Here is a 26,728-nt window from a genome sequence, read left to right on the forward strand (position 1 = left end):
GTTCACCGTCCCAGTGTCGGCCATGGTCCCCCGGGTCCGTCGGTCACTCCCACCGGAACCAGCGCGCGGCCCCGGCCGACAGGAGCACCGTCCACGCCACGAGCACGCCCAGCTGCGTCCAGCCCGGCCAGTCGCCGGCCGCCGCGTCGCCCAGGGCCTGCGCGGCGGCACCGAGCGGCGTGACCTCCACGACGCGGGCGAGCGCGTCGGGCATGGCCTGCACGGGCAGCCAGACGCCCGCGCTGAACATCGAGGGGAAGAAGACGGCGGAGCCGATGGCGGTCGCGGCCTTCGTGGTGCGGGCGAGCGCGGAGACCAGGGCGCCGAGGGCGAGCCCGGACAGGACGGCGAGGAGCAGCGCGAGGGCGTAGCCGAAGGCCTGGCGCGGCAGGGCGACGTCGAAGACGAGGCGGCCCACGGCCAGGGAGAGCAGGGCGGAGACGAGGGCGCCCGCGCCGTGCAGGCCCATCTGCGCGCCGAGGACGGCGGAGGGGCGGACCGGCGTGGTGGACATGCGGCGCAGGATGCCGCGCTCGCGGTAGCCGGTGATGAGCGGCGGCATGGCCTGCAGGCCCGCCATGATCAGCGAGAGGAGCACCGTCACGGGGACGTACACGTCGACCAGGCGCAGGCCGCCCAGCGAGGGGTCGCTGTCGCGGAAGGAGGGGATGGAGCCGAGGATCGTCAGGAGCAGGGCGGGGAACGCCATGATCCAGAAGAGGGCGCCGGGTTCCCGGCGGAAGAGGCGGAACTCCGCCTTCAGTACGGCGGAGGAGGCCTTGGTCCGCCCAGGGGCGTGCGGTGCGGCGACGGCGGTGGTCATGCCGATGCTCCCGTCAGGTCGAGGAACGCGTCGTCCAACGTGGCGTCGGCGACCCGGAGTTGGTGGGCGGTGATGTGGTGCCGGGCGAGCAGGGTGATGGCGGCGTCGACGGTCTCGTCGGTGCCGTTGAGGGTGTAGCGGCCGTCGCGCTGCTGCACGGAGGTGACGGCGGGCAGCGCGGCGAGGGCGGCCTCGTCCAGCGGGGCGGACGGCGTGAAGGACATGACGGTGGAGTTCGCGGCCCGGCTGATCAGGCCCGCGGGCGAGTCGAGGGCGGCGACGCGGCCCTTGTCGATGACCGCGATGCGGTCGCACAGCCGCTGGGCCTCCTCCATGAAGTGGGTGACCAGCAGGACGGTGACGCCGCTGTCGCGGACGTCCTCGATGAGCTCCCAGGTGTCGCGGCGGGCGCGCGGGTCGAGGCCGGTGGTCAGCTCGTCGAGGACGACCACCTTCGGGTTGCCGACCAGGCCGAGCGCGATGAACAGGCGCTGCTTCTGGCCGCCGGAGAGCTTGCCGAAGCGGCTGTCGAGCTTGTCGGTCAGGCGCAACCGCTCGGCGAGCGCCCGCCAGTCGGCGGGGTCCGGGTAGAACGCGGCGTACATCTCCAGGGCCTCGCGGACCGTCAGCTTGGCCGGGAGTTCGCTCTGCTGGAGCTGGGCGCCGAGGATGCGGGTGAGGCGGTCGTGGTCGGCGACGGGGTCGAGACCGGCGACGCGGACGCGGCCGGCGTCGGGGACGCGCAGGCCCTCCACGCATTCGACGGTGGTGGTCTTGCCGGCGCCGTTGGGTCCGAGGATGCCGAAGATCTCACCCTCCTCCACGGCGAAGGAGACGCCGTCGACGACGGTGCGGCCGCCGTAGGCCTTCTGGATGTCGTGCACTTCGATCAGGGGCATGCGTCGAGAATCCCCGGCGGAGGGGGGTGCGGACATCGTCCGTCGCGCTCGAAGGCGCATCAGCCGATCGGTTGATGGCGGGGTACGACCCGGCTGCGCGCAGGGGGACGGACGGGGCCGGCTCCTGTCCGGTGAGGGCTCTCGCGGAGCGGAAAACTCGGTGGGCTCTGTCAGTGGCAATCCGTAGGCTCGCCCCTGATGCCGAAATCAGATGCACCTGCCAAGGATCGTTCCACCGTCCGGACGCTGCTGAGGCTGTGGCCCTACGTGCGCCCGGTCCGAACACGCCTGTTCACCGCGGCATTCGTCGCGATCATCGCCTCCTGTACGGGCCTGGTCTTCCCCCTCGTACTGAAGTGGATGGTGGACGGCCCGGTGGCCGACCGCGACCCGAAGGGGGTGTGGCTGGGGGCGCTCCTGCTGCTTGTGCTCGGTATCGCGGAGGCGCTGCTCTTCGGGCTGCGGCGGTGGCTGGTCGCGCGGCCCCTGGCGAGCGTCGAGGCGGCGATGCGGGCGCACCTCTTCCGGCATCTCCAGCGGCTCCCCGTGGCCTTCCACGACCGCTGGGCCTCGGGGCAGTTGCTCTCGCGCGGCACCACGGACCTGATGCTGCTGCGCATGTTCCTCGCCTTCCCGATGACGTTCCTGCTGGTGAACGGCGCGACCATCGTCGTCGGCGTGATCATCCTGCTCGGCCAGGAGTTCACGCTGGGGCTGGTGCTGCTCGCCCCCGTGGCGCCGATGGTGATCGCCCTCGCGTATTACGAGGGGCGGTTCGTCTCGGTGGCGCGGCAGGCGCAGGACCAGGTGGGCGATCTGACGACGGTCGTCGAGGAGAGCGTGCTCGGCATCCGCATCATCAAGGGCTTCGGCCGCCACCGCAGTCAGGCGCGGGCCTTTCGCGAGCTGGCGCACACGCTGCGCGGCACCGAGCTGGCCAAGGCGCGGATCCTCGCCGCGATCAACGCCGTGATCATGGCGCTGCCGGAGGCCGCGATCGGGGCGGCGCTGGTGCTCGGCACGGTGCGGGTCGCCGACGGCGACCTGTCGGCGGGCACGCTGGTCGCCTTCCTGTCGACGGCACTCGCGCTGCGCTGGCCGGTGGAGTCGATCGGCTTCCTGCTGGCGATGTGCCAGGAGTCGGCGACGGCCACGGAGCGGTACTTCGAGGTGATGGACGCGGAGCCGGAGGACCGGGCGGTGGCCACGGCTACGGCTACGGCTACGGCTACGGCTACGGCTACGGCGAAGGGGGCGGGGACCGAGAAGGGGACCGGGACGGCAGCGGAGGACGGCCCGACGCACGACACCCCTGCGGCAGGCGACCCGGCGCCCGGCGCCGCGCACACCCCCGCGGACCACGGACTCCGCTTCCACGACGTGGAGTTCAGATATCCCGACGCGGCACCGGACACGCCCCCCGTCCTCGACCACGTCGACCTCCACATCCGCTCCGGCGAGACCATGGCCCTGGTCGGCGCCACGGGCAGCGGCAAGACGACGCTCACCGCGCTCGTCCCCCGGCTGCACGAGATCACCGGCGGCCGCATCACCCTGGACGGCGAGGACGTCACGGCGATGGACCGCGAGCGGCTGCGCACCCTCGTGGCCGTCGCCTTCGAGGAGCCGACCCTCTTCTCCGCCACGGTCGGCGAGAACGTCCTGATGGGCGCCGAGGAGACCGCGGACGACGCCGCGCTGGGCCGCGCCCTCGACGTCGCGCAGGCCGGCTTCGCGCACACCCTGCCGCAGGGCACCGCCACCCAGGTCGGCGAGCAGGGCCTGAGCCTGTCCGGCGGCCAGCGCCAGCGCCTGGCCCTGGCCCGCGCGGTGGTGGGCCGCCCCCGCTTCCTGGTCCTCGACGATCCGCTCTCCGCGCTCGACGTGCACACGGAGGCGCTGGTGGAGGCGGCGCTGCGGCGGGTCCTCGCGGACACGACGGCGCTGGTCGTGGCGCACCGGCCCTCCACCGTCCTGCTCGCGGACCGTGTGGCCCTGCTGTCCGGCGGCCGCGTCGCCGCCGTCGGCACCCACCACGAACTCCTGCGGGAGAACGCGGAGTACGCCTGGCTGATGTCCGGCGCCGGGCCCGACCGCCCGACCGACGGGACCGACCACCCGACCAGCGAGACCGACGGCCCGGCGGCCGGAGCCGCCCGCACTGCCGAGGAGGCTGCCCGATGACCACCTCGTCGACGTCCACGCCGTGGACCGCGAAGCCCCGCCGCGAGGAGGACCAGGACGGCGACGGCCCCGGCGACCTGCCGGACGGCACCGCCGCCGCCGACGCGCCCGACGACCCTTTCGACAAGGACGAGTTGCCCGCGCCGCCCGGCGCGACCCTCGCGCTGCTGCGCTCCCTGCTCTCGCCGCTGCGCCGCCGCGTGGTCCTGGCCACCGTGCTGCTCCTCGTGCAGCAGGCCGTCGTCCAGGCGGGGCCGCTGCTCGTCGCGTACGCCATCGACCGCGGCGTGCCCGCCGTGCGCGCCGACGACTACGGCCCGCTGATCGCCGTCGCCGTCGGCTATCTGCTCTGCGCGGCCGCCGCGGGCGCGCTCCAGTACGCCTTCATCGCCGCCTCTGCGCGCGTCAACCAGGACGCGCTGCTCGATCTGCGCGGCCGTATCTTCCGGCACGCGCAGGCGCTCAGCGTCGACTTCCACGAGCGGTACACCTCGGGCCGGATCATCTCCCGCTCCACCACCGACGTGGAGTCGCTGCGCGAACTGCTCAGCGAGGGCCTCCAGGAGCTGATCACGGTCCTGCTGTCCTTCGTCTACATCTCGGCGATGCTGCTCTGGCTGGACCTCGGGCTCGGCGCGGTCGCGGTGGCGTCGTTCGTGCCGCTGTACCTCCTCGTACGCCTCTACCAGCGGCGCGCGGGCGCGATGTTCCGCGAACGCTCGACCGCGATCGCCGCCGTCATCGTGAAGTTCGCCGAGACCATGAACGGCATCCGGCCGGTACGGGCCTTCCGCAGGGAGCGGGCCAACGACGCGGAGTTCGCCGTGCTCAACCGCCGGCACGAGCGGACCAACGGCAACGCGATGCTGGAGATGGCCCGCTATGTGGTCGGCTCCCGGCTCGTCGCCAACACCGCGGTCGCGGCCATCGTGCTGTGGGGCGCGTACCGCGTCGCCGAGGGCTCGCTCGCGCTCGGCGTGCTCGCCGCCGCCGTGCTGTACCTGCGGCGCCTGTACGACCCGATCGACCGGCTCGGCATGTTCCTCAACTCCTACCAGTCGGCGGCCGCTTCCCTGGAGAAGATCGCGGGTCTCCTCGCCCAGACCCCGACCGTCCCCGAGCCCGCGCCCGCCCTCACGCGCCCGCTGCCCGCACGGGCGTCCGAGCACCCGGGCCGCGAGGTCCGCTTCGACGGCGTGCGGTTCGCCTACCGCACCGGCGGCGAGGTGCTGCCCCGCTTCGACCTGACGCTGCCCGCCGGGCAGACCGTCGCCGTGGTCGGCTCCACCGGCGCCGGCAAGTCCACGCTCGCCAAGCTGCTCGCCCGCTTCTACGACCCCACCGAGGGCCGCGTCCTCCTCGACGGCGTCGACCTGCGCGAGCTGTCGGGCACCGAGCTGCGGCGCGGTGTCGTGATGGTGACGCAGGAGGCGTTCCTGTTCTCCGGGACCGTCGCGGAGAACATCGCGATCGGCCGGCCCGACGCCACCCGCGAGGAGATCGAGAGCGCCGCCAGGGCGATCGGCGCCCATGACTTCATCGTCTCGCTGCCCGACGGGTACGACACCGACGTGCGCAAGCGCGGTGGCCGGATCTCGGCGGGCCAGCGGCAGTTGGTGGCCTTCGCGCGGGCCCTGCTCGCCGACCCGGCGGTGCTGATCCTCGACGAGGCGACCAGCTCGCTGGACATCCCCGGCGAGCGCGCCGTGCAGCGCGCCATGGACACGGTGCTGCGCGGCCGCACCGCCGTGGTGATCGCCCACCGGCTCTCCACGGTGGAGATCGCCGACCGGGTGCTCGTCATGGAGCACGGCCGGGTCGTGGAGGACGGCAGCCCCGGCGAACTGATCGCGGGCGAGGGCTCGTTCGCCGACCTGCACCGCGCCTGGCGGGACAGTGTGGTGGGCTGATCGCCGGGTGCCGCGGGGTGATCCACGGGTGTGGTGGGGTGATCCACGGGTGTGGTGAGCTGACCCCATGACCGACTTCGTCGTTGCCGAGCTGTATCAGGGATATCCGGGCGTCGCCTTCGGCGGGTACGTCGCCGGGATGCTGGCCGAGCGCGCCACCGCCGGGACCGTACGCGTGGACTTCCGGGCGAGAACGCCGGTGGGCGAGGGCCTTCGGCTCGCCGGCCGTCCGGACGGCGGCGCGCGGCTGACCGACCGTGCGGGCACGGACCTGGCCACCGCGTCCCCCGCGCCCGACGCGTCCCTCACCGCGCCGCCCGCCCCCACCTGGGACGAGGCGGCGGCCGCCGCCGAGGCCTACCTCGCCGCGCCGCCGCTGCTCGCCGAGGAGGACGTGGACTGCTTCGGCTGCGGGAAGCGGGCGCCGGGCAGCGGGCTGCTCCAGCACTGCATGCCGGTGCCGGGCCGGGACATGGTCGCCACCGCCTGGGTGCCGCACGCCGCCTTCGCCGACGCCGACGGCGTGTTCCGCCCCGACCTGGTCTGGGCGGCCCTGGACTGCCCGAGCGCCGCGGCCGGCATCCTCCTGGGCGGGCTGCGCATGGGGGCGGTGACGGCGGCGCTGACGGGGCGGGTGCTGCGGCCGGTGACGGCGGGCGAGGGCCACATCACGTACGCCTGGCTGCTCCACGAGTCGGGCCGCAAGCACACGATGGGGGTGGCGGTGGCCACGGCGAAGGGCGAGATCTGCGCGCTGGGCGAGGCGCTGTGGGTCGACCCGAAGGAGAGCCGGAACAGCTCCTCCGGCGTTTGAGGAGCGGGGTCCGGGGCGGAGCCCCGAGGCGTCGGCGCACGACGACGGCCACGGATCGGGGCACACCCGCGGACCCCACCCGCCGGGCCACCCGCGAAGCGATCGGCGGAGCAACCGGCCGAGCAACCGGCGGATTACGGCCACGCGCGGCGACGCGAAGAGTCCCGCCGGGCCCCGCCGCCCGGGGCACGGCCCGCGCCGCCCAAGGCCCCCGGCCAGGCACCGCATAACGAACGCACTCCACCGACCAACGGACTATTTCCGGCCAACTGTTGACGCGCCCCTGACAGAGACACGGCTCTGGTGCCACTCTTCCCTCGACCGTCGCACGGTCTTCAACAACGTGACGGTTTCTTCACGCATTGCCCTGTGTGCACCGCCCAGTTCTGCGTTCCGCCTTGCTCTGCCCGGACGGCGACCCAGTCGTCCGGTAGTTCTGGCCGCGCACCCCCGCGGCCGCGCAGAAGGAGTCCGCGTTGAGAAGCACCTCCCACAGACGCACCGCCGCCGTCGGCGCCCTCTCCGCCGTCGCCGCCCTCCTCGCCGTCGCCGTCCAGGCGGGTCCCGCCTCGGCCGACGACCCGTGGACGACCGCCCCGAAGGACGCCAAGACCCAGAAGCTCGGGAAGGTCGACCCCGGCGCCCTGGCCGCCAAGCTCACCCCCGCCCAGCGCGCGGAGCTCCTGCGCGACGCCAACGCCACCAAGGCGGACACCGCCAAGGACCTGGGCCTGGGCGCCAAGGAGAAGCTCGTCGTCCGCGACGTCACCCAGGACCGCGACGGCACCACCCACACCCGGTACGAGCGCACCTACGACGGCCTGCCCGTCCTCGGCGGCGACCTGGTCGTCGACACCGCGAAGTCCGGGAAGACCGAGGGCGTCACCAAGGCGGCCAAGGCGCAGCTCAAGGGCATCGACCTGAGCGCCGACGTCAAGGCGTCGGCCGCCGAGAAGCAGGCGCTCGGCGCCGCGAAGGCCGAGGGCTCCAAGAAGACCGACGCCAACAGGGCGCCGCGCAAGGTCGTGTGGATGGCGAAGGGCGAGCCGACGCTCGCGTACGAGACGGTGGTCGGCGGTCTCCAGCACGACGGCACGCCGAACGAGCTGCACGTCATCACGGACGCCGCCACCGGCAAGAAGCTCTTCCAGTGGCAGGGCGTCGAGAACGGCACGGGCAACACGCAGTACAGCGGCCAGGTCACCCTGGGCTCGGCGCAGTCGGGGTCGAACTACACCCTCACCGACACCGGCCGCGGCAGCCACAAGACGTACAACCTGAACCACGCCACCTCGGGCACCGGCACCCTCTTCTCGGGTCCCGACGACATCTGGGGCAACGGCCAGGCCTCCAACCTGGAGACCGCCGGCGCGGACGCCGCGTACGGCGCCCAGCTCACCTGGGACTACTACAAGAACGTGCACGGCCGCAGCGGCATCCGCGGCGACGGCGTCGGCGCGTCCTCGCGGGTCCACTACGGCAACAACTACGTCAACGCGTTCTGGCAGGACTCCTGCTTCTGCATGACGTACGGCGACGGCGCGGGCAACGCCAAGCCGCTGACCGGCATCGACGTGGCGGCCCACGAGATGACGCACGGCGTCACCTCCGCGACCGGCAACATGACCTACAGCGGCGAGTCCGGCGGCCTGAACGAGGCGACCTCCGACATCTTCGCGGCGGCCGTCGAGTTCAACGCCAACAACCCGCAGGACAAGGGCGACTACCTCGTCGGCGAGAAGATCGACATCAACGGCGACGGCACCCCGCTGCGCTACATGGACAAGCCGAGCAAGGACGGCGCGTCCAAGGACGCGTGGTACTCGGGCATCGGCAACATCGACGTGCACTACTCGTCCGGTGTCGCCAACCACTTCTACTACCTGCTGAGCGAGGGCAGCGGCAAGAAGGAGATCAACGGCGTCCAGTACGACTCGCCGACCTCCGACGGCCTGCCGGTGACCGGCATCGGCCGCGACAAGGCCTCGCTGATCTGGTTCAAGGCGCTCACCACGAAGTTCACCACGACGACCAACTACGCGGCGGCCCGCACCGGCACGCTCGCGGTGGCCGGTGAGCTGTACGGCACCACCAGCGCCGAGTACACGGCCGTGGCGAACGCCTGGGCCGCGGTGAACGTGGGCAGCCGTCCCGGCGGCGAGCAGCCCGGCACGTCCTTCGAGAACACCACGGACGTCGCGATCCCGGACAACGGCGCCGCGGTGACCTCGTCGGTCAACGTCACGGGCCGCACCGGCAACGCGCCGAACAACCTGAAGGTCTCCGTCGACATCGTGCACACCTGGCGCGGTGACCTGAAGGTCGACCTGCTCGCCCCCGACGGGTCGGTCTACGTCCTGAAGGCGGCCAGCGGTTCGGACTCGGCGGACAACGTGAACGAGACGTACACCGTCAACGCCTCCTCCGAGGTGGCCAACGGCACGTGGAAGCTGCGGGTGCAGGACGTGGCCGCGCAGGACACCGGCTACATCAACAGCTGGAAGGTCACCTTCCCGTAAACCGCACAGGGCCCTCAGCGGCCCCATGAAGCCCTGGCCGAGGGGGATTGAGCCCCTCGGCGGGGCAGTACAAACGGCGCCGCCCCGGGTGAATCAACTCCCCGGGGCGGCGCGCTCGTTCCAGGTGCGTGGCGTTCACACCGTGTTCGCATTCCGTAAGTTGACCATCGCTCAACGGACGATTTCCGGCCAACCTCACCTCAGGGGCTGACATGTACCTGGCTCGAATGACACTCTTCCCTCGCACCACACAGGAATCACACCCGCACCGCGTCTTTCATGCCCGGGTAGTCCCCCATGCCACCTGGGCCCCCCACAGAAGGAGCCTGCGTGACCCCCCACTTTTCCCGTAAGCGCTCGACCCTGGCGATAGCCACCGCTGTTGCCGCCGGAGCGCTTCTCACCGCCGGACTGACCACCGGCGCCTCCGCGCAGACCGACAAGAACGCGACCCTGGCCGGTGCTCCGGTCAGCCTCTCGAAGTCGGCCCGCGCGGACCTCCTCCAGGACGCCGACGCCGACAAGGCCGCCACCGCGGACCGGATCGGCCTGGGCGCCAAGGAGAAGCTCGTCGTCCGTGACGTCGTCAAGGACGCCGACGGCACCACCCACACCCGCTACGAGCGCACCTACGACGGCCTGCCCGTCCTCGGCGGCGACCTCGTCGTGCACACCGCCAAGAGCGGCAAGCTCAAGGGCGTCACCAAGGCGACCGAGGCCACCGTGAAGGTCGCCTCCACCGACGCCAAGGTCGCCAAGTCGTCGGTCGCCAAGTCCGCCGAGTCGACCGCCGCCAAGGCGAAGACCTCGAAGGCCGACGCACAGTCCCCGCGCAAGGTGATCTGGGCCGCCTCCGGCAAGCCCGTCCTCGCGTACGAGACCGTCGTCACCGGCATGCAGAAGGACGGCACGCCGAGCCGGCTGCGCATCGTCACGGACGCCGCCACCGGCAAGAAGCTCTTCCAGCAGCAGGAGATCGAGAACGCCACCGGCAACAGCCAGTACAGCGGCAAGGTCGAGCTCGGCACCAAGAAGGGCTCCAACGGCTTCGAGCTGACCGACGAGGGCCGCGGCGGGCACGGCACGTACGACCTGAACCACTCGCAGAGCGGTGACGGCAAGCTCGTCACGGACGACGACGACACGTGGGGCACCGGCAAGCCGGACGACGCCCAGACCGCGGCCGTCGACGCCGCCTACGGCGCCCAGCTCACCTGGGACTACTACAAGGACGTGCACGGCCGCAGCGGCATCAACGGCGACGGCAAGGGCGCGACCTCCCGGGTCCACTACGGCAACGGCTACGTCAACGCCTTCTGGGACGACAGCTGCTTCTGCATGACGTACGGCGACGGCGAGGGCGACAAGAAGCCCCTCACCGAGATCGACGTCGCGGCCCACGAGATGACGCACGGCGTCACCTCCGCCACCGGCAACATGGAGTACAGCGGCGAGTCCGGCGGCCTGAACGAGGCCACCTCCGACATCTTCGCGGCGGCCGTCGAGTTCAACGCGAAGAACACCGAGGACGTCGGCGACTACCTCGTCGGCGAGAAGATCGACATCAACGGCGACGGCACCCCGCTGCGCTACATGGACAAGCCCTCCAAGGACGGCCAGTCCCTGGACAGCTGGAGCGAGGACGCGGGCAACGTCGACGTCCACTACTCCTCGGGCATCGCCAACCACTTCTTCTACCTGCTGTCCGAGGGCAGCGGCGCGAAGGAGATCAACGGCGTCAAGTACGACTCCCCGACCGCCGACGGCTCCAAGGTCGAGGGCATCGGGCGCGACAAGGCCGAGAAGATCTGGTTCAAGGCCCTGACGACGTACTTCACGTCGACCACCCAGTACAAGGACGCCCGCGAGGGCACCCTGAAGGCCGCGTCCGACCTGTACGGTGCGGACTCGGCGGAGTACAAGGGCGTCGAGGCGGCCTGGACCGGCGTCAACGTCAAGTAACACCGTAAGCAGCATCGACGGGGGCCCGCGGTCGCGGGCCCCCGTTGCCGTGCTCAGCGCATCAGGACCCCCGCCTCCTCCCCCGTCGCCTCGGACGGCAGCGCCACCAGGCCCAGTTCGGCGCCACTGGCCAGCAGCCGGTGCGAGGGAAGGATCCGGACCGTGTACCCGAAGGGCCCCGTGCGGTCCAGCGCGAGAGGCCCCTCGTACACGAGCCGCCCCTCCTGATCGGGCCCGCCCGCCGGCTTCAACGCCACCGAAGAGGCATCGGCCAGGTGGTCCTCGGGATCGACGCGGCCCGCGATCGCCTGGACCTCCACGTCGTCCGGCGTCAGCTCGCCCAGGTGCACGCGCACCCGCAGGGCCAGCGTCGCGCCCAGCTCGGCGGTGGCGCCGGTCGCCGAGGCCTCGACGTGGTCGACGGCGACGCGCGGCCAGGCGGCGCGGACCCGGGCCTTCCAGGCGGCCAGTTCCCCGGCGGCCGCGGGGTCCAGCGCCCGGTGGGCGCGCGCGGCGGGCACGTAGAGCCGCTCGACGTACTCGCGCACCATGCGCCCCGCGAGGACCTTCGGGCCGAGCCGCGTCAGGGTGCCGCGGACCATCTCGATCCAGCGGTCGGGCAGGCCGCCCGGCCCCCGTTCGTAGAAGCGGGGCGCGACACGGCGCTCCAGGAGGTCGTAGAGGGCGGCCGCCTCCAGGTCGTCGCGGCGGTCGTCGTCGGTGGCCGAGCCGTCCGCGGTGGGGATGGCCCAGCCGAAGTCCGGCTCGAACCACTCGTCCCACCAGCCGTCCAGGACCGAGAGGTTGAGGCAGCCGTTCAGCGCGGCCTTCATGCCGCTGGTCCCGCAGGCCTCCAGGGGCCGCAGCGGATTGTTCAGCCACACGTCGCAGCCCGGGTAGAGCTTCTGCGCCATCGCCATGCCGTAGTCGGGCAGGAACACGATGTGCCGGCGCACCCGCGGGTCGTCGGTGAAGCGCACCAGCTCCTGGATGAGCCGCTTGCCGCCGTCGTCCGCGGGGTGCGCCTTGCCCGCGACGACGATCTGGACGGGCCGCTCGGGGTGGCGCAGCAGCTCCATCAGCCGGTCGCGGTCGCGCAGCATGAGCGTGAGGCGTTTGTACGAGGGGACGCGGCGGGCGAAGCCGATGGTCAGGACGTCCGGGTCGAGGACCTCGTCGATCCAGCCCAGCTCCGCGCTCGCGGCGCCGCGTTGGCGCCAGGAGTCGTACAGGCGGCGCCGGACCTCGTCGACGAGCTGTCCGCGCAGACAGCGGCGCAGCTCCCAGATGTCGGTGTCCTGGATGTCGGCGACCGAGTCCCAGCGGTCGGAGTCGCCGACGGAGAGGGCGTCCTCGGTGCGCCGTTCACCGATCTGGCGGGCGCCGAGGGCGAAGACCTCGGGGGCCACCCAGGTCGGGGCGTGCACGCCGTTGGTGACGGAGGCGATGGGGACCTCGTCGGCGTCGAAGCCCGGCCACAGGCCCGCGAACATCTCGCGGCTGACCGTGCCGTGCAGCGTGGAGACGCCGTTGGCGCGGCTGCCCAGGCGCAGGCCCATCACGGCCATGTTGAAGAGGTTGGGCTCGCCGCCCGGATAGGTCTCCATGCCGAGCCGCAGGACGTCGCCCGCGTCGATGCGGGGCAGTTCGGCGCCGGGGCCGAAGTGGTGGGCGACCAGTTCGCGGTCGAAGCGGTCGATGCCGGCGGGCACGGGCGTGTGCGTGGTGAAGACGGTGCCGGCCCGGACGGCTTCGAGCGCGGAGTCGAAGTCGTCCCCCTCGGTCGCCCGTTCATGGATGCGTTCGAGTCCGAGGAAGCCCGCGTGGCCCTCGTTGGTGTGGAAGACCTCGGGCGCGGGGTGGCCGGTCAGCCGGCAGTACGCCCGGATGGCGCGTATGCCGCCGATGCCGAGGAGCATCTCCTGGAGGAGCCGGTGCTCGCTGCCGCCGCCGTAGAGCCGGTCGGTCACGTCGCGTTCGCCCGGGTCGTTCTCCTCGACGTCGGAGTCGAGCATGAGCAGCGGCACGCGCCCGACCTGCGCCTGCCAGACGTGGGCGCGCAGCCACCGTCCGCCGGGCAGGGCGAGGGCCACCCTGGCGGGGGTGCCGTCGGCCTCGCGCAGCAGGGCGAGGGGGAGTTCGTTCGGGTCGAGGACCGGATAGTGCTCCTGCTGCCAGGCGTCGCGCGACAGCGACTGGCGGAAGTAGCCGTGGCGGTAGAGCAGTCCGACGCCGATGAGGGGGACGCCCAGGTCGCTGGCCGCCTTCAGGTGGTCCCCGGCGAGGATGCCGAGGCCGCCGGAGTACTGCGGCAGGGCGGCGGTGATGCCGAACTCCGGCGAGAAGTAGGCGACGGCAGCCGGGAGTTGGCCGTCGTGCCGGGCGCGCTCTTGGTACCAGCGCTCCCCGGTGACGTACTCGCGCAGCTCGTCGGCGACCTCGTCGAGCCGGCGCAGGAAGTCCGAGTCCCCGGCGAGCTCGGCGAGCCGCGCGGGCGGCACCCCGCCGAGCAGCCGCACGGGGTCGCACCCGGACTCCTCCCAGAGCCGGGGGTCGACGGAACGGAACAGTTCACGGGTGCGCGGATGCCATGACCAGCGCAGATTGCGGGCCAACTCGGCGAGACGGCCGAGGGGTTCGGGAAGGACGGGACGTACGGTGAATCGACGGATGGCCTTCACAGCGACTCCACCTCTGGGGGGAATGCGTTACGTATCGACCTACGCGTCGAACGGTAGCGGCGCGGGCCCCCGCCAACCACGGCGCACGGCGGCGGGCCGAAGGGTTCCGGGCGCGCCGGACGTCGGGTCAGTAGCGGTGCCCCGGCCAGTGCGGGTCCGTCCAGCGGGCCTCGCCGGTCAGGCCCATCAGGCGTACCCGGTGCAGGAGTTCGTCGGGGGCGCCGTCGGCGCGCAGCCGGTCCGGGGCGAGGCGGACGAGCCAGGCCGTGAGCTTGCGGCGGTTGGCGTCCTCGTTCTCCCACGCGTGCCAGGGCAGCGCGTCTCCGAGCAGTTCGTACTCCCACTCCGCCACGGCCCGGGTCAGATGGCGGTCGGCGACGGGGCCGGCGAGCTGCTGCCACATGCCGAGCCACGGGCTCGGCGTGCCGGACGCCTCGGTGCACAGGGCGAGGAGTTCGTGCGCGGGCACCGGCGGTTCCGGCTCCGTGAGCGTCCACGCCCACCAGGCGCGCAGGAACTCCCGGACCGCCGCGGCCTGCTCGTCGGGCCACTCCTGCCACGTCCCCTTCGCCAGGCAGTGCCCGACCTCCGCCATGCCGAAGAGCGGTTGTATCGCGCCACGGACGAGCTCTACGGCGAACTGGGGCAGGATGCGGCGCACCATCGCGCCCTGGTGACGCCAGTCGGGGGCCTGCCAGGTGCGGGCCAGGAGGTCGGGGTCGAGCTCCACCCCCGCCACCTTCAGCAGGGCGAGCTCCTCGTCGCTGCCCCAGTGGCAGTCGCACTGCGCCTCGTCGGGGTGGCCGGTCGCGCCGCGCAGGGTGACGGCGAGGCCGTCGAGGGCGGCATCGAGCCGCGTCCGCGCCATGGTGCGGGAGTCGACGTGCGTCATGACGTCTGCCTTCGGGTACTCCGGGGGCTGTCGCCCGCCGAAGATCCCGACCCTACCCCCTCCGCCCGGCGGCCTCCGGTCACCCCCGGCACGGGCTCGGGGGTGCCCGGAAGGCCGGGCCGAGGTGTCGTCATGCCCCATCCGACCGCGCGGAGCACCCCCGCACCGGCGGTTATCGGACTTCTGCCCGACCGTTCCCGGCACCCCTCCCTGTCCTGAATCCGCCCCCGCACCTGCGCCTCAACCAGGAAAACGGCGCAATCCTCACTCATCCGTCACGGGCGATACGGCCGATTCCACCCCCTCGTACGGTCTTGTAGCGCTTCACACCACACGAGAGGCTGCCCAGTGGCGGCCGTGGAGACAGGCACAGCGGAGCACAGCACAGCGGAGCACCGTCCACAGGACCGTGCGGCACACGGGGAGAGTGACGACACCTCGGTCCGACTCCATGGCCCGCCCGTCTGATTGGGGAGGGAAGCCAGCACATGACTCTGTCGCGCACCAGGCGTCCGCGGTGGACGGGGGCCCTCGCCGCCGCCACCACGGCCGCGGCGCTTTCGGCCATCGCACCGCTCGCGCACGCCGGCCCCGCACAGGCCCCCGCGGGGCACGTACTCGGCGCCGGGAAGCCCGGATCCATCAGCAACAGTTACATCGTGACACTCAAGGGAGGAACGAAGGCGCCGTCCGAAGCGGGCAAGGGCGTCGCCGAGAAGTACGGGGCGAAAATACGCCACACCTACAGCAAGGTGCTCAACGGCTATGCCGTGAAAGCCGGTTCGGCCGAGGCCGGGCGTCTCGCGGCCGACCCGAGAGTCGCCTCGGTCGTCCAGGACAGCACGGTGTCCCTGCGGCACACGCAGCAGAACCCGCCCTCCTGGGGCCTGGACCGCATCGACCAGCGCGACCTGCCGCTCGACAAGTCCTACACCTGGCCGGAGTCGGCGGGCGAGGGCGTGACCGCGTACGTCATCGACACCGGCATCCGCACCACGCACCGCGAGTTCGGCACCCGTGCGCGCAGCGGCTGGGACTTCGTCGACGACGACGCCACCGCGCAGGACGGCAACGGCCACGGCACGCATGTCGCGGGCACCATCGCCGGAAAGACCTACGGCGTCGCGAAGAAGGCGGACGTGGTGGGCGTGCGGGTGCTCGACGACGCGGGTTCCGGCACGACCGCGCAGGTCATCGCGGGCATCGACTGGGTGACGAAGAACGCCCGCAAGCCCGCCGTCGCCAACCTCAGCCTCGGCGGCTACGCCAACGCCCAACTGGACGCGGCGGTGCGCAACTCCATCGCGTCCGGGGTGACGTACACCGTCGCGGCCGGGAACGACGGACTGCCGGCGAGCCTGTACTCGCCCGCGCGGGTGCGCCAGGCGGTCACGGTCGGCGCGAGCGACGGGCAGGACGCGCGCGCGAGCTTCTCCAACTGGGGCTCCACCCTGGACCTGTTCGCGCCCGGCGTGCGCATCACGTCGGCCTCGAACGCGAGCGACACCGCCAAGGAGACCTTCTCCGGCACGTCGATGGCCTCGCCGCACGCGGCGGGCGCGGCCGCCCTGTACCTCGCCGACCATCCGGCGGCGACCCCGGCGGCGGTCGCCAAGGCCCTCGTCGACCACGCCGTACGCGGCAAGGTGACGGGCGCCGGTCTCGGCTCGCCCGACAAACTCCTCCAGGTCGGCGCATCCGGGATCAACCGCCCCTAGGGCATATGCAGGTGACCCGTACCAGTTAGTGCACTTTCGGACCGGTCCCACCATTCGTGGCGGGGCCGGTCTTGCATGCACCCTTACGTACTAGTAGTTAACAAAGCGCCGGATTGCCCACCCGCAGACTTTGGGAAGGCTCCACCGGTACGCACTCCGGCACACCGCCGGCACGCGCGGCGGAACCTCTCCACACCCCTCGAATCCGTGCACGCGGACAGGAGCGGTCACACATGCCCGAAGGCACACCCTCGCAACCCACCATCCCCGTCCTGGACGTCGGACCCGCCGTCCACCGCGGACGAAAACCGGCGAAGGCCGTACCGGGAGAGACCTTTCAGGTCACCGCCACCGTCTTCCGCGAAGGCCATGAGGCGGTCGCGGCCAACGTGGTCCTGCGCGACCCGGAGGGGCGTGCGGGCCCCTGGACTCCTATGCGGGAGCTGGCGCCCGGCACCGACCGGTGGGGCGCCGACGTCACCCCGGACGCGGAGGGTCGCTGGACGTACGCCGTGGAGGCGTGGGGCGACCCCGTCACGACCTGGCGGCACCACGCGCGCGTCAAGATACCCGCGGGCATCGACACCGACCTGGTCCTGGAGGAGGGCGCCCGGCTCCACGAGCGCGCCGCCGCCGGTGTGCCGCTCGCCGAGCGGGCCGCCGTCCTCGGCGCGGCCGGGGCACTGCGCGACACGGGCCGCCCGCCGGCGGCCCGTCTCGCGGCCGCCCTCACCCCCGAGGTGGAGTCGGCGCTCGCCCGCCACCCGCTGCGCGAACTCCTCACGTCCTCCGAGGAGTTCGCGCTGACCGTGGAGCGCCGCCGCGCCCTGTTCGGCTCGTGGTACGAGTTCTTCCCGCGCTCGGAGGGCGCCGTCGTCAAGGAGGGGGCGCCGCCCGTCTCCGGCACCTTCAGGACCGCGGCGGCCCGGCTGCCCGCCATCGCCGGGATGGGCTTCGACGTCGTCTATCTGCCGCCGATCCACCCCATCGGCACCACCTACCGCAAGGGCCCCAACAACTCGCTCTCCCCCGGCCCGCACGACGTCGGCGTGCCCTGGGCGATCGGCTCGCCCGAGGGCGGTCACGACGCCGTCCACCCGGACCTCGGTACGCTCGACGACTTCGACGACTTCGTCGCCCGCGCCACCGAGCTGGGCCTGGAGGTCGCGCTGGACTTCGCGTTGCAGTGCTCGCCGGACCACCCGTGGGTGGAGAAGCACCCCGAGTGGTTCCACCACCGGGCGGACGGCACCATCGCGTACGCCGAGAATCCGCCGAAGAAGTACCAGGACATCTATCCGCTCGCCTTCGACAGGGACCTGCCGGGGCTGATCGCGGAGACCGTGCGGCTGCTGCGCTTCTGGATGGGGCACGGCGTGCGCGTGTTCCGCGTCGACAACCCGCACACCAAGCCCGTGGTGTTCTGGGAGCGGGTGATCGCCGACATCAACGGCACCGACCCGGACGTCATCTTCCTCGCCGAGGCGTTCACGCGCCCCGCGATGCTGCGCACCCTCGCGGCGATCGGCTTCCAGCAGTCGTACACGTACTTCACCTGGCGCAACGGAAAGGACGAACTCACCGACTACCTCACGGAGTTGTCGCGGGAGACCGCGCACTATCTGCGCCCGAACCTCTTCGTGAACACCCCCGACATCCTGCACGCCTACCTCCAGGAGGGCGGCCGGGCCGCCTTCGAGGTGCGGGCCGTGCTCGCCGCGACGCTGTCCCCGACGTGGGGCGTCTACAGCGGGTTCGAGCTGTGCGAGAACGCGCCCGCGCGGCGCGGCAGCGAGGAGTACCTGAACTCGGAGAAGTACCAACTGCGGCCCCGCGACTGGGAGTCGGCCACGCGCCGGGGCGACACGATCGCGCCGCTGATCACCGCCCTGAACCGCGTGCGGCGCGCCAGCCCCGCCCTCCAGCAACTGCGCGACCTGCACTTCCACACCACGGACCGGGAGTCGGTGATCGCGTACTCGAAGTCCGCGACCGGCGCCCACGGTTCGAACACGGTTCTGGTGGTCGCCAACCTCGACCCTCACCACACCCAGGAGGCCACGGTCTCGTTGGACATGCCGCAGCTCGGCCTCGACTGGCACGAGACAGTGGCGGTGCGCGACGAGCTCACCGGCGAGACCTACCACTGGGGCAGAGCCAACTACGTGCGCCTCGAGCCGGGCCGTGCGCCCGCGCATGTCCTCACGGTTCTGCGAGCGTCCTCACCGTTGATCGGAGGGTCACCCACACCATGATCGTCAATGAGCCCGTCCAGGACACCTTCGAGGACACCCCGGCCAAGGACCGCGACCCCGAGTGGTTCAAGCGCGCCGTCTTCTACGAGGTCCTCGTCCGCTCCTTCCAGGACAGCAACGGCGACGGCATCGGCGACCTCAAGGGCCTGACCGCCAAGCTGGACTATCTGCAGTGGCTCGGCGTGGACTGCCTGTGGCTGCCGCCGTTCTTCCAGTCGCCGCTGCGCGACGGCGGCTACGACGTCTCGGACTACACGGCCGTGCTCCCCGAGTTCGGCGACCTCGCCGACTTCGTCGAGTTCGTCGACAGCGCCCACCAGCGCGGCATGCGCGTGATCATCGACTTCGTGATGAACCACACCAGCGATCAGCACCCGTGGTTCCAGCAGTCCCGCAGCGACCCCGAGGGGCCCTACGGCGACTACTACGTCTGGGCGGACGACGACAAGCAGTACCAGGACGCCCGGATCATCTTCGTCGACACCGAGGCCTCGAACTGGACCTTCGACCCGGTCCGCAAGCAGTACTACTGGCACCGCTTCTTCTCCCACCAGCCGGACCTCAACTTCGAGAACCCGGCCGTCCAGGAGGAGATCGTCTCGGCCCTGCGGTTCTGGCTCGACCTCGGCATCGACGGCTTCCGCCTGGACGCGGTGCCCTATCTCTACGCGGAGGAGGGCACCAACTGCGAGAACCTCCCCCGCACCCACGACCTGCTCAGGCGCGTCCGCGCCGAGATCGACGCCCACTATCCGGACACGGTGCTGCTGGCCGAGGCCAACCAGTGGCCCGAGGACGTCGTCGACTACTTCGGCGACTTCGCCGAGGGCGGCGACGAGTGCCACATGGCGTTCCACTTCCCCGTGATGCCGCGCATCTTCATGGCGGTGCGCCGCGAGTCGCGCTACCCGGTCTCGGAGATCCTCGCCAAGACCCCGGCCATCCCGTCCGGCTGCCAGTGGGGCATCTTCCTGCGCAACCACGACGAGCTGACGCTGGAGATGGTCACCGACGAAGAGCGCGACTACATGTACGCGGAGTACGCCAAGGACCCGCGGATGCGCGCCAACATCGGCATCCGGCGGCGCCTCGCCACGCTCCTGGACAACGACCGCAACCAGATCGAGCTGTTCACCGCGCTGCTCCTGTCGCTGCCCGGCTCGCCGATCCTGTACTACGGCGACGAGATCGGGATGGGCGACAACATCTGGCTGGGCGACCGCGACGCCGTGCGCACGCCCATGCAGTGGACGCCCGACCGCAACGCGGGCTTCTCGTCCTGCGACCCGGGCCGCCTCTACCTCCCGGCGATCATGGATCCGGTCTACGGGTACCAGGTCACGAACGTCGAGGCGTCGATGTCGTCCCCGTCCTCACTGCTCCACTGGACGCGCCGGATGATCGAGATCCGCAAGCAGAATCCCGCCTTCGGCCTCGGCTCGTACACCGAACTCCCCTCGTCCAACCCGGCGGTGCTCGCGTTCCTGCGCGAGGCGCCCTCGACGGGGGAGGAAGGAGACGACCTGGTGCTGTGCGTGCACAACTTCTCGCGCTTCGCGCAGCCCACCGAGCTCGATCTGCAGGCCTTCAACGGCCGCCACCCCGTGGAACTCATCGGCGGGGTGCGCTTTCCGGCCATCGGCGAACTGCCCTACCTCCTCACGCTGGCCGGACACGGGTTCTACTGGTTCCGGCTGCGCAAGGATGCGGCGTAGGCTCCCGAAGCGACGCCCTCGCGGGGCGGTTTCCGCCGCCCCGCCCTGGGCACTCCTACGCACGACCGGCACCCCCCGCACCCGCACCACCGGCACCCCCGCACTCTGCCTTGTCCGCCCCGCGGAAAGGACGCGACGCCATGTCGGAAGCCGCCACGCGCCCCGGTGCGCACGCCACCGCGCTCCTCGCCTCGCTGGATCCACTGTTGCGCGAGTGGCTGCCGCGGCAGCGGTGGTTCGCCGGAAAGGGCCGCCCCATCGGCGCCCTCGAACCGGTCGCGGTGACCGAACTCCTGCCGCCCGACGCGCCGTCCGGTCTGCTGCACCTGCTGCTGCGGGTGCGCAGGCCGCTCGTCCCCGTGCAGGACACCGCGCTGGAGACCGCCGCCGGGGAACGGCCCGGCGACTGCTACCAGCTGTTCATCGGCGTACGCCGCACCCTGCCCCCGCACCTGGCCCCCGCCCTGATCGGCCGTCCGACCGAGGGCCCGCTCGCCGGCGGCACGGTGTACGAGGCGCTGCGCGACCCACGGCTGGCCGCGCTGCTCCTGGAGCGGCTGCGGACGCCGGGCCGCCACGGCCCCCTCCGCTTCGAGCGCGCCCCGCACACCGAGATACCCTCCGGTCTCGCCCCGCGCCCGCTCGCCGCCGAGCAGTCCAACACCTCGCTCGTCTACGGCGATACGTTCATCCTGAAGCTGTTCCGCCGTGTGGTGCCCGGCGTCAATCCCGACCTCGAACTCCCGCTGCACCTCGCCCGGCAGGGCTGCGCACGGGTCCCGGCACCCGCCGCGTGGTTCCTCGCCGACCTCGGCCGGGACGGGGCCGAGGCCACGGCGGACGGGCCGTGCGCGCTCGGCGTCCTCCAGCCCTATCTGGCGGGGTCCGAGGACGGCTGGGACCTCGCGCTGCGGACGCTCGGCAAGGGCGAGCCCTTCACCGGCGAGGCGCGGGCGCTCGGCCGCGCGACCGCCGAGGTGCACGCGTCGCTCGCCGCCGCGCTGCCGACCGTCACGCTCGGCCGGGCCCAGGTGGAGCTGATCGCCGACGGCATGGCGGACCGCCTCACCACGGCGGCGCAGGCGGTCCCCGCGCTGCGGCCGTTCGCCCCCGGGCTGCTCACCGCCTTCGAGGCGCTGGCCGACCTCGGCGGCGAGGGCCAGTCGTGGACCGCCCAGCGCGTCCACGGCGACCTGCACCTGGGACAGTGCCTGCGCGCCCCCGACGGCCACTGGTCGCTCATCGACTTCGAGGGCGAGCCCGCGCGCCCGCTCGCCGAGCGCCGGCTGCCGCAGCCGACGGTCCGCGACGTCGCGGGCATGCTGCGCTCCTTCGACTACGCGGCGCGCTCGAAGGGGCCCTGGTCACCGCAGTGGGCGGCGGACTGCCGGGCCGCGTACTGCGCGGGCTACGCGGACGTCGCAGGACGCGACCCGCGCACCGACCCGGTGCTGCTGCGCGCCCACGAGACGGACAAGGCCGTCTACGAAGTCCTCTACGAGGCACGGCACCGCCCCGACTGGCTCCCGGTCCCCCTGGCCGCGGCCCGTCGTCTCGCCCAGAACGGCTCCGCCGAAGACGCCCACTGACCACTCCTCCGGAGGAGGACCCTTCCGTGACCCCCCGCTCCCGCAAACCGTCCGACGAAGCCACCGCACCAGCCGCACGCCCCCGGAAGGACGCGACGAGCGGAAAGGTCCCGAGGAAGACGGCCCAGCCCGCGAAGAACGCGAAGAACACCAAGAGCGCGAAGAAGGCGGCGGCGAAGGCACCGGCCAAGACCCCGGCGAAGGCACCGGTCAAGGCGTCGGCGAAGCCCGGGGCTCCGGCGGAGCCCGACCCCGTCACCGAGTCCCCCGTCCCCGCCGACGACCGCGCCCGTCTCCTGAGCGGCACGCACCACGACCCGCACGGCGTGCTCGGCGCGCACCCCGTGCCCGGCGGGACGGCCTTCCGTGTACTGCGGCCCTACGCCGAGTCCGTCACCGTGGTCGCCGAGGACTTCCGCGCCGAACTGCGCGACGACGGCGACGGGTTCTTCTCCGCGGTGCTGCCGCTGCGCTCCGTGCCGGACGACTACCGCCTGCGTGTCGCGTACGAGGGCACGGAGCTGGAGATCCACGACGCCTACCGCTTCCTGCCCGCGCTCGGCGAACTCGACCTGCACCTGATCGGCGAGGGCCGGCACGAGCGGCTCTGGGAGGCGCTCGGGGCCCGGCCGATGGACCACCAGGGCGCCACCGGCACCCGCTTCACGGTGTGGGCGCCCAACGCCCGGGGCGTGCGGGTCGTCGGGAACTTCAACTTCTGGGACGGCACCGGCTTCCCGATGCGCTCGCTCGGCTCCAGCGGCGTCTGGGAGCTGTTCGTGCCGTCGGTCGGCGAGGGCGAGCTGTACAAGTTCGCGATCACCCGGCCCGACGGCACGACGACGATGCGCGCCGACCCGCTCGCGCGCCGCACCGAGGCACCGCCCGCGAACTCCTCGGTCGTGCACGAGTCGCACCACGAGTGGCACGACCAGGAGTGGCTCGCCCGCCGCGCGGACGTTCCGGTGCACGAGGCGCCGTTCTCCGTGTACGAGGTGCATCTCGCGTCCTGGCGGCCTGGGCTGACGTATCGCCAACTCGCCGAGCAGCTGCCTTCGTACGTGGCCGACCTGGGCTTCACGCACGTCGAGCTGATGCCCGTCGCCGAGCACCCCTTCGGCGGCTCCTGGGGCTACCAGGTCACCGGCTTCTACGCGCCCACGGCCCGCCTCGGCACGCCCGACGACTTCAAGCACCTGGTCGACGCCCTGCACCGGGCGGGCATCGGCGTCCTGATGGACTGGGTGCCCGCGCACTTCCCGCGCGACGACTGGGCGCTCGCCGAGTTCGACGGGCGGCCCCTGTACGAGCACGAGGACCCGGCGCGGGCCGCGCACCCCGACTGGGGCACCCTGGAGTTCGACTACGGCCGCAGCGAGGTGCGCAACTTCCTCGTCGCCAACGCCAGTTACTGGTGCGAGGAGTTCCACATAGACGGCCTGCGCGTCGACGCGGTGGCCTCCATGCTCTACCTCGACTACTCGCGCGAGCACGGCGAGTGGACCCCGAACGCGCACGGCGGCCGGGAGAACCTCGACGCCGTCTCCTTCCTCCAGGAGATGAACGCCACCGTCTACCGCCGCAGCCCCGGCGTCGTCACCATCGCCGAGGAGTCCACCGCCTGGGACGGCGTCACCCGCGCCACCCACCACACCGGGCCCGGCGGCTTCGGCGGCCTCGGCTTCGGCCTGAAGTGGAACATGGGCTGGATGCACGACTCCCTCGGCTACATGGAGAAGGAGCCGGTGCACCGCAAGTACCACCACAACGAGATGACGTTCTCGATGGTGTACGCCTACAGCGAGAACTACGTCCTGCCCATCTCGCACGACGAAGTGGTGCACGGGAAAAGGTCGTTGGTGTCGAAGATGCCCGGCGACTGGTGGCAGCAGCGCGCCAACCACCGCGCCTACCTGGGCTTCATGTGGGCCCACCCCGGCAAGCAACTCCTCTTCATGGGGCAGGAGTTCGCACAGGGCGCCGAGTGGTCCGAGGGCCACGGCCCCGACTGGTGGCTGCTCGACCCGGCGTACGGCGCCGAGCCCGACCACCGGGGCGTGCGCGACCTGGTCCGCGAGCTGAACACCGTCTACCGCGGCGAAGCCGCCCTGTGGCAGCGCGACACCGACCCCTCAGGCTTCGCCTGGGTCGAGGGCGACGCCGCCGAGGACAACGTCTTCGCCTTCCTGCGGTACGCGAAGGACGGCTCCGTGCTGCTCGCCGTCTCGCACTTCTCCCCGGTCGTGCGGCACGGCTACCGCCTGGGCGTCCCGGACGAGTTCGCCGCCTGGCAGGAGGTCCTGAACACCGACGAGGCCCGCTACGGCGGCGGCGACGTCACCAACCCCGACCCGCTCAAGCCGGAGCCGGTGCCGTCGCACGGCCGTCCCGCGTCGCTGCGCCTGACCCTGCCCCCGCTGGCTACCGTGTGGCTTCGACCCGCTTGAGCGCCACCGGCAGCTCGTCCGCGTACAGCACGCCGAGCCGCTGCGTGGCCCGGGTCAGGGCCACGTACAGGTCGCTCGTGCCGTAGCGGGCCGGCTCGACGACGAGGACCGTGTCGAACTCCAGGCCCTTCGCCTGACGCGGGTCGATCAGGACGACCGGCCGCGTCAGGTCCGGGGCCTGCCCGGCCGTCACCCCGGGGAGCCGCGCGGCGAGCTCCGCGTGGAGCTCGCGCGGGGCGATCACCGCGAGGCGGCCCTCGTCCCGCGCCTCGGCCGCGACCGCGTCGGCCACGGCCGCGGGCAGGTCGTCGGCGCGGCGCGCCCAGGGCCGTACGCCCGTGGAGCGCACCGAGCTCGGCGGCCGGAAGTCCGGCTGCTCGACGCGCGGCACCTCGGCCGCCACGTCCATGATCTCCACGGGCGTGCGGTAGTTGACGCCGAGCCGGGTGTACTCCCAGCGGTCCTCGACGTACGGCGAGAGGATCGTCTCCCACGAGCCGCAGCCGCCCGCCTCCGCGGTCTGCGCCGGGTCGCCGACGAGCGTCATGGAGCGGGTCGGGCAGCGCCGCATCAGCAGCCGCCAGGCCATGGCCGAGAGCTCCTGCGCCTCGTCGACGATGATGTGCCCGAACGCCCAGGTGCGGTCGGCGGCCGCGCGCTCGGCGGCGCTGCGGTGGTCCAGCTCCTCCTGGCGCTCGGCCATCCGCTCGGCGTCGATGATGTTGTGCGCGAGCAGGACCTCGGCGTCCTCCTCGTCCTTGTCCTCGAACTCGTACGTACGGGAGGCGCGCGAGACGTCGAGGACGCCCTGCGCGTAGGCGATCTGCCGGGCGCGCTCGGCCTCGGCCGCCGCGCGCGCCGCGCTGTCGTCGTGCCCGAGCAGCTCGGCCGCCTCGTCGAGGAGCGGGATGTCGCCGGGCGTCCAGGCCGCGCCGGGCGGCCTGCGGACCGCCGCCGCGTCCGTCCCGGTCAGGCCCGTCGGCTCCTCCAGGAAGTCGGCGAGGAAGCGCTGCGGCGTGAGCGTGGGCCACAACTCCTCGATGGCCGCGTGCACTTCGGGGCTCGCGGCGATGGCCTTGCCGAGCTGGGCGATGTCGTCGGGGCCCAGGAAGTTGGGCCCGCCGTACGGGTCGGCGCCGATGCGCTCGGCGAGCTGCTCGGTGAGCGCGTCGATGATCCGGAACGCGAAGTGCGGGCGTCCCAGGTTGTGCGGCACATCCGCCGCGCGGGCCGCGTCCCGGGCGGCGAGGGCGATCGTCCAGTCCAGGATCAGGTCGCCGTCGTCGTGCGCGATCAGGATCGGCTCGCCCGGCTCGGGGGTGCGCTGCCGGTCGCGCACCGCCGCGGCGAGCACCTCGGCCATCTCGGCGCGGCCCTTGACCTCGGCCGCGGCGGGGGTGTCGGTGCCGGTCGCGGCCACGCCGGGGAACAGCTCGCCGACCGTGGAGAGCAGCACGCCCGTCTCGCCGAGCGCGGGCAGGACCTCGCTGATGTACCCGAGGAACGCGGGGTTCGGTCCGACGATCAGCACGGCCCGCTTGGCGAGCAGCTCCCGGTGCGCGTACAGCAGGAACGCGGCGCGGTGCAGCGCCACGACGGTCTTGCCGGTGCCGGGGCCGCCCTCGACGACGAGGACGCCGCGGTGCGGGGCGCGGATGATGCGGTCCTGCTCGGCCTGGATGGTCTGCACGATGTCGTGCATGCGGCCGGTGCGTGCCGAGTCGAGCGCGGCGAGCAGCACCTCGTCGGCGTCGGCACCCTCGTGGCCGGTGCGGGTGGTGTCGCCGAGGTCGAGGATCTCGTCGTGCAGCTGGGTGACCTCGCGGCCCTCGGTGGTGATGTGCCTGCGCCGCCGCAGACCCATCGGCGTGTGGCCCGTCGCGAGATAGAAGGGCCGCGCGACATCGGCGCGCCAATCGATCACGAGCGGGGTGCGTTCGACGTCGGAGGCGCGGATTCCGATGCGCCCGATGTGGTGGTCACGGCCGTCGCGGAATTCCAGCCTCCCGAAGCACAGGCCGTTCTCCCCCGCGTTGAAGGCGGCGAGCAGCCCGGACCGCTCCGCCACCAGCACATCACGCTCCAGGCGCGCCTGGAGACCGTTGCCCACCTGGGACAACGATGCCTGCACGGCGGCCTCGGCCTCCTCGCGCAGCGCGTCAAGGCGCGCGTACAGCCCGGAGACGAATTGCTGCTCTTCCCGCAATTCCTCGGTTGACAATTCAGCCCCTCGCCAGTTACAGTGCTCTTGTTGAATCTTTCCGCGATGCTCCCATGTTCAAATGGTCAGAGCTCCGCGAAAGAATCCAATATACGCAGA

15 protein-coding genes are annotated in these 26,728 nt (G+C 72.1%); 10 read left to right on the forward strand and 5 right to left on the reverse strand.

Annotation, left to right across the window (positions count from 1 at the left end):
* Positions 1-43: 43 nt before the first annotated feature.
* Positions 44-823 (reverse strand): ABC transporter permease, encoded by a 780-nt coding sequence (locus tag AB0L89_RS08610; protein WP_365136441.1) that lies wholly within the window; start codon positions 821-823, stop codon positions 44-46.
* Entirely contained in the window at positions 820-1,722 is a 903-nt protein-coding gene (locus AB0L89_RS08615) for an ABC transporter ATP-binding protein (protein ID WP_365136444.1), read from the reverse strand. The genes AB0L89_RS08610 and AB0L89_RS08615 overlap by 4 nt, the downstream gene beginning before the upstream one ends.
* A 198-nt stretch (positions 1,723-1,920) precedes the next feature.
* On the opposite strand from AB0L89_RS08615, the gene AB0L89_RS08620 reads away from it, so the two are divergent.
* The 5 genes from AB0L89_RS08620 to AB0L89_RS08640 all read left to right on the forward strand — a co-directional run bounded on the left by AB0L89_RS08620 (position 1,921) and on the right by AB0L89_RS08640 (position 11,111).
* Positions 1,921-3,906, forward strand: coding sequence for an ABC transporter ATP-binding protein (locus AB0L89_RS08620; RefSeq protein ID WP_365136446.1), 1,986 nt, complete (start codon positions 1,921-1,923; stop codon positions 3,904-3,906).
* Positions 3,903-5,816, forward strand: coding sequence for an ABC transporter ATP-binding protein (locus AB0L89_RS08625; protein WP_365136449.1), 1,914 nt, complete (start codon positions 3,903-3,905; stop codon positions 5,814-5,816). The genes AB0L89_RS08620 and AB0L89_RS08625 overlap by 4 nt, the downstream gene beginning before the upstream one ends.
* Before the next feature lie 67 nt (positions 5,817-5,883).
* Positions 5,884-6,630, forward strand: coding sequence for a hotdog fold domain-containing protein (locus AB0L89_RS08630; protein ID WP_365136452.1), 747 nt, complete (start codon positions 5,884-5,886; stop codon positions 6,628-6,630).
* 476 nt (positions 6,631-7,106) lie between these two features.
* A complete protein-coding gene (locus AB0L89_RS08635) occupies positions 7,107-9,149 on the forward strand; it encodes a M4 family metallopeptidase (RefSeq protein ID WP_365136455.1) in 2,043 nt (680 codons plus the stop codon).
* Positions 9,150-9,479: 330 nt separating this feature from the next.
* Positions 9,480-11,111 (forward strand): M4 family metallopeptidase, encoded by a 1,632-nt coding sequence (locus AB0L89_RS08640; RefSeq protein WP_365136457.1) that lies wholly within the window; start codon positions 9,480-9,482, stop codon positions 11,109-11,111.
* Positions 11,112-11,164: 53 nt separating this feature from the next.
* Here AB0L89_RS08640 and glgP read toward each other — a convergent pair whose 3' ends face one another.
* A complete protein-coding gene (gene glgP, locus AB0L89_RS08645; protein ID WP_365136459.1) occupies positions 11,165-13,792 on the reverse strand; it encodes an alpha-glucan family phosphorylase in 2,628 nt (875 codons plus the stop codon).
* A gap of 127 nt (positions 13,793-13,919) precedes the next feature.
* Entirely contained in the window at positions 13,920-14,684 is a 765-nt protein-coding gene (locus AB0L89_RS08650; RefSeq protein WP_365136461.1) for a hypothetical protein, read from the reverse strand.
* 488 nt (positions 14,685-15,172) lie between these two features.
* Between AB0L89_RS08650 and AB0L89_RS08655 the strand changes: the two genes are divergently transcribed.
* The 5 genes from AB0L89_RS08655 (at position 15,173) to glgB (ending at position 24,408) form a co-directional block, all read left to right on the forward strand.
* Entirely contained in the window at positions 15,173-16,402 is a 1,230-nt protein-coding gene (locus tag AB0L89_RS08655) for a S8 family peptidase (protein WP_365136464.1), read from the forward strand.
* 233 nt (positions 16,403-16,635) lie between these two features.
* Positions 16,636-18,657 carry an alpha-1,4-glucan--maltose-1-phosphate maltosyltransferase gene (locus tag AB0L89_RS08660; RefSeq protein WP_365136467.1) on the forward strand — a complete coding sequence of 674 codons (2,022 nt, stop codon included), beginning with the start codon at positions 16,636-16,638 and terminating at the stop codon, positions 18,655-18,657.
* On the forward strand, positions 18,654-20,372 hold the full coding sequence (treS, locus tag AB0L89_RS08665; protein ID WP_365136470.1) for a maltose alpha-D-glucosyltransferase: 1,719 nt from the start codon (positions 18,654-18,656) through the stop codon (positions 20,370-20,372). The genes AB0L89_RS08660 and treS overlap by 4 nt, the downstream gene beginning before the upstream one ends.
* Positions 20,373-20,512: 140 nt before the next feature.
* Positions 20,513-21,961 (forward strand): maltokinase, encoded by a 1,449-nt coding sequence (locus AB0L89_RS08670; protein WP_365136473.1) that lies wholly within the window; start codon positions 20,513-20,515, stop codon positions 21,959-21,961.
* Positions 21,962-21,987: 26 nt separating this feature from the next.
* Positions 21,988-24,408 carry a 1,4-alpha-glucan branching enzyme gene (gene glgB, locus AB0L89_RS08675; protein WP_365136476.1) on the forward strand — a complete coding sequence of 807 codons (2,421 nt, stop codon included), beginning with the start codon at positions 21,988-21,990 and terminating at the stop codon, positions 24,406-24,408.
* On the opposite strand, the gene AB0L89_RS08680 is transcribed toward glgB, so the two are convergent.
* Positions 24,383-26,629, reverse strand: coding sequence for an AAA family ATPase (locus AB0L89_RS08680; protein WP_365136479.1), 2,247 nt, complete (start codon positions 26,627-26,629; stop codon positions 24,383-24,385). The two genes, glgB and AB0L89_RS08680, sit on opposite strands and share 26 nt — an antisense overlap.
* Positions 26,630-26,728 lie beyond the last annotated feature (99 nt).

The organism is Streptomyces sp. NPDC052114, from assembly GCF_040680155.1.
GTDB lineage: Bacteria > Actinomycetota > Actinomycetes > Streptomycetales > Streptomycetaceae > Streptomyces.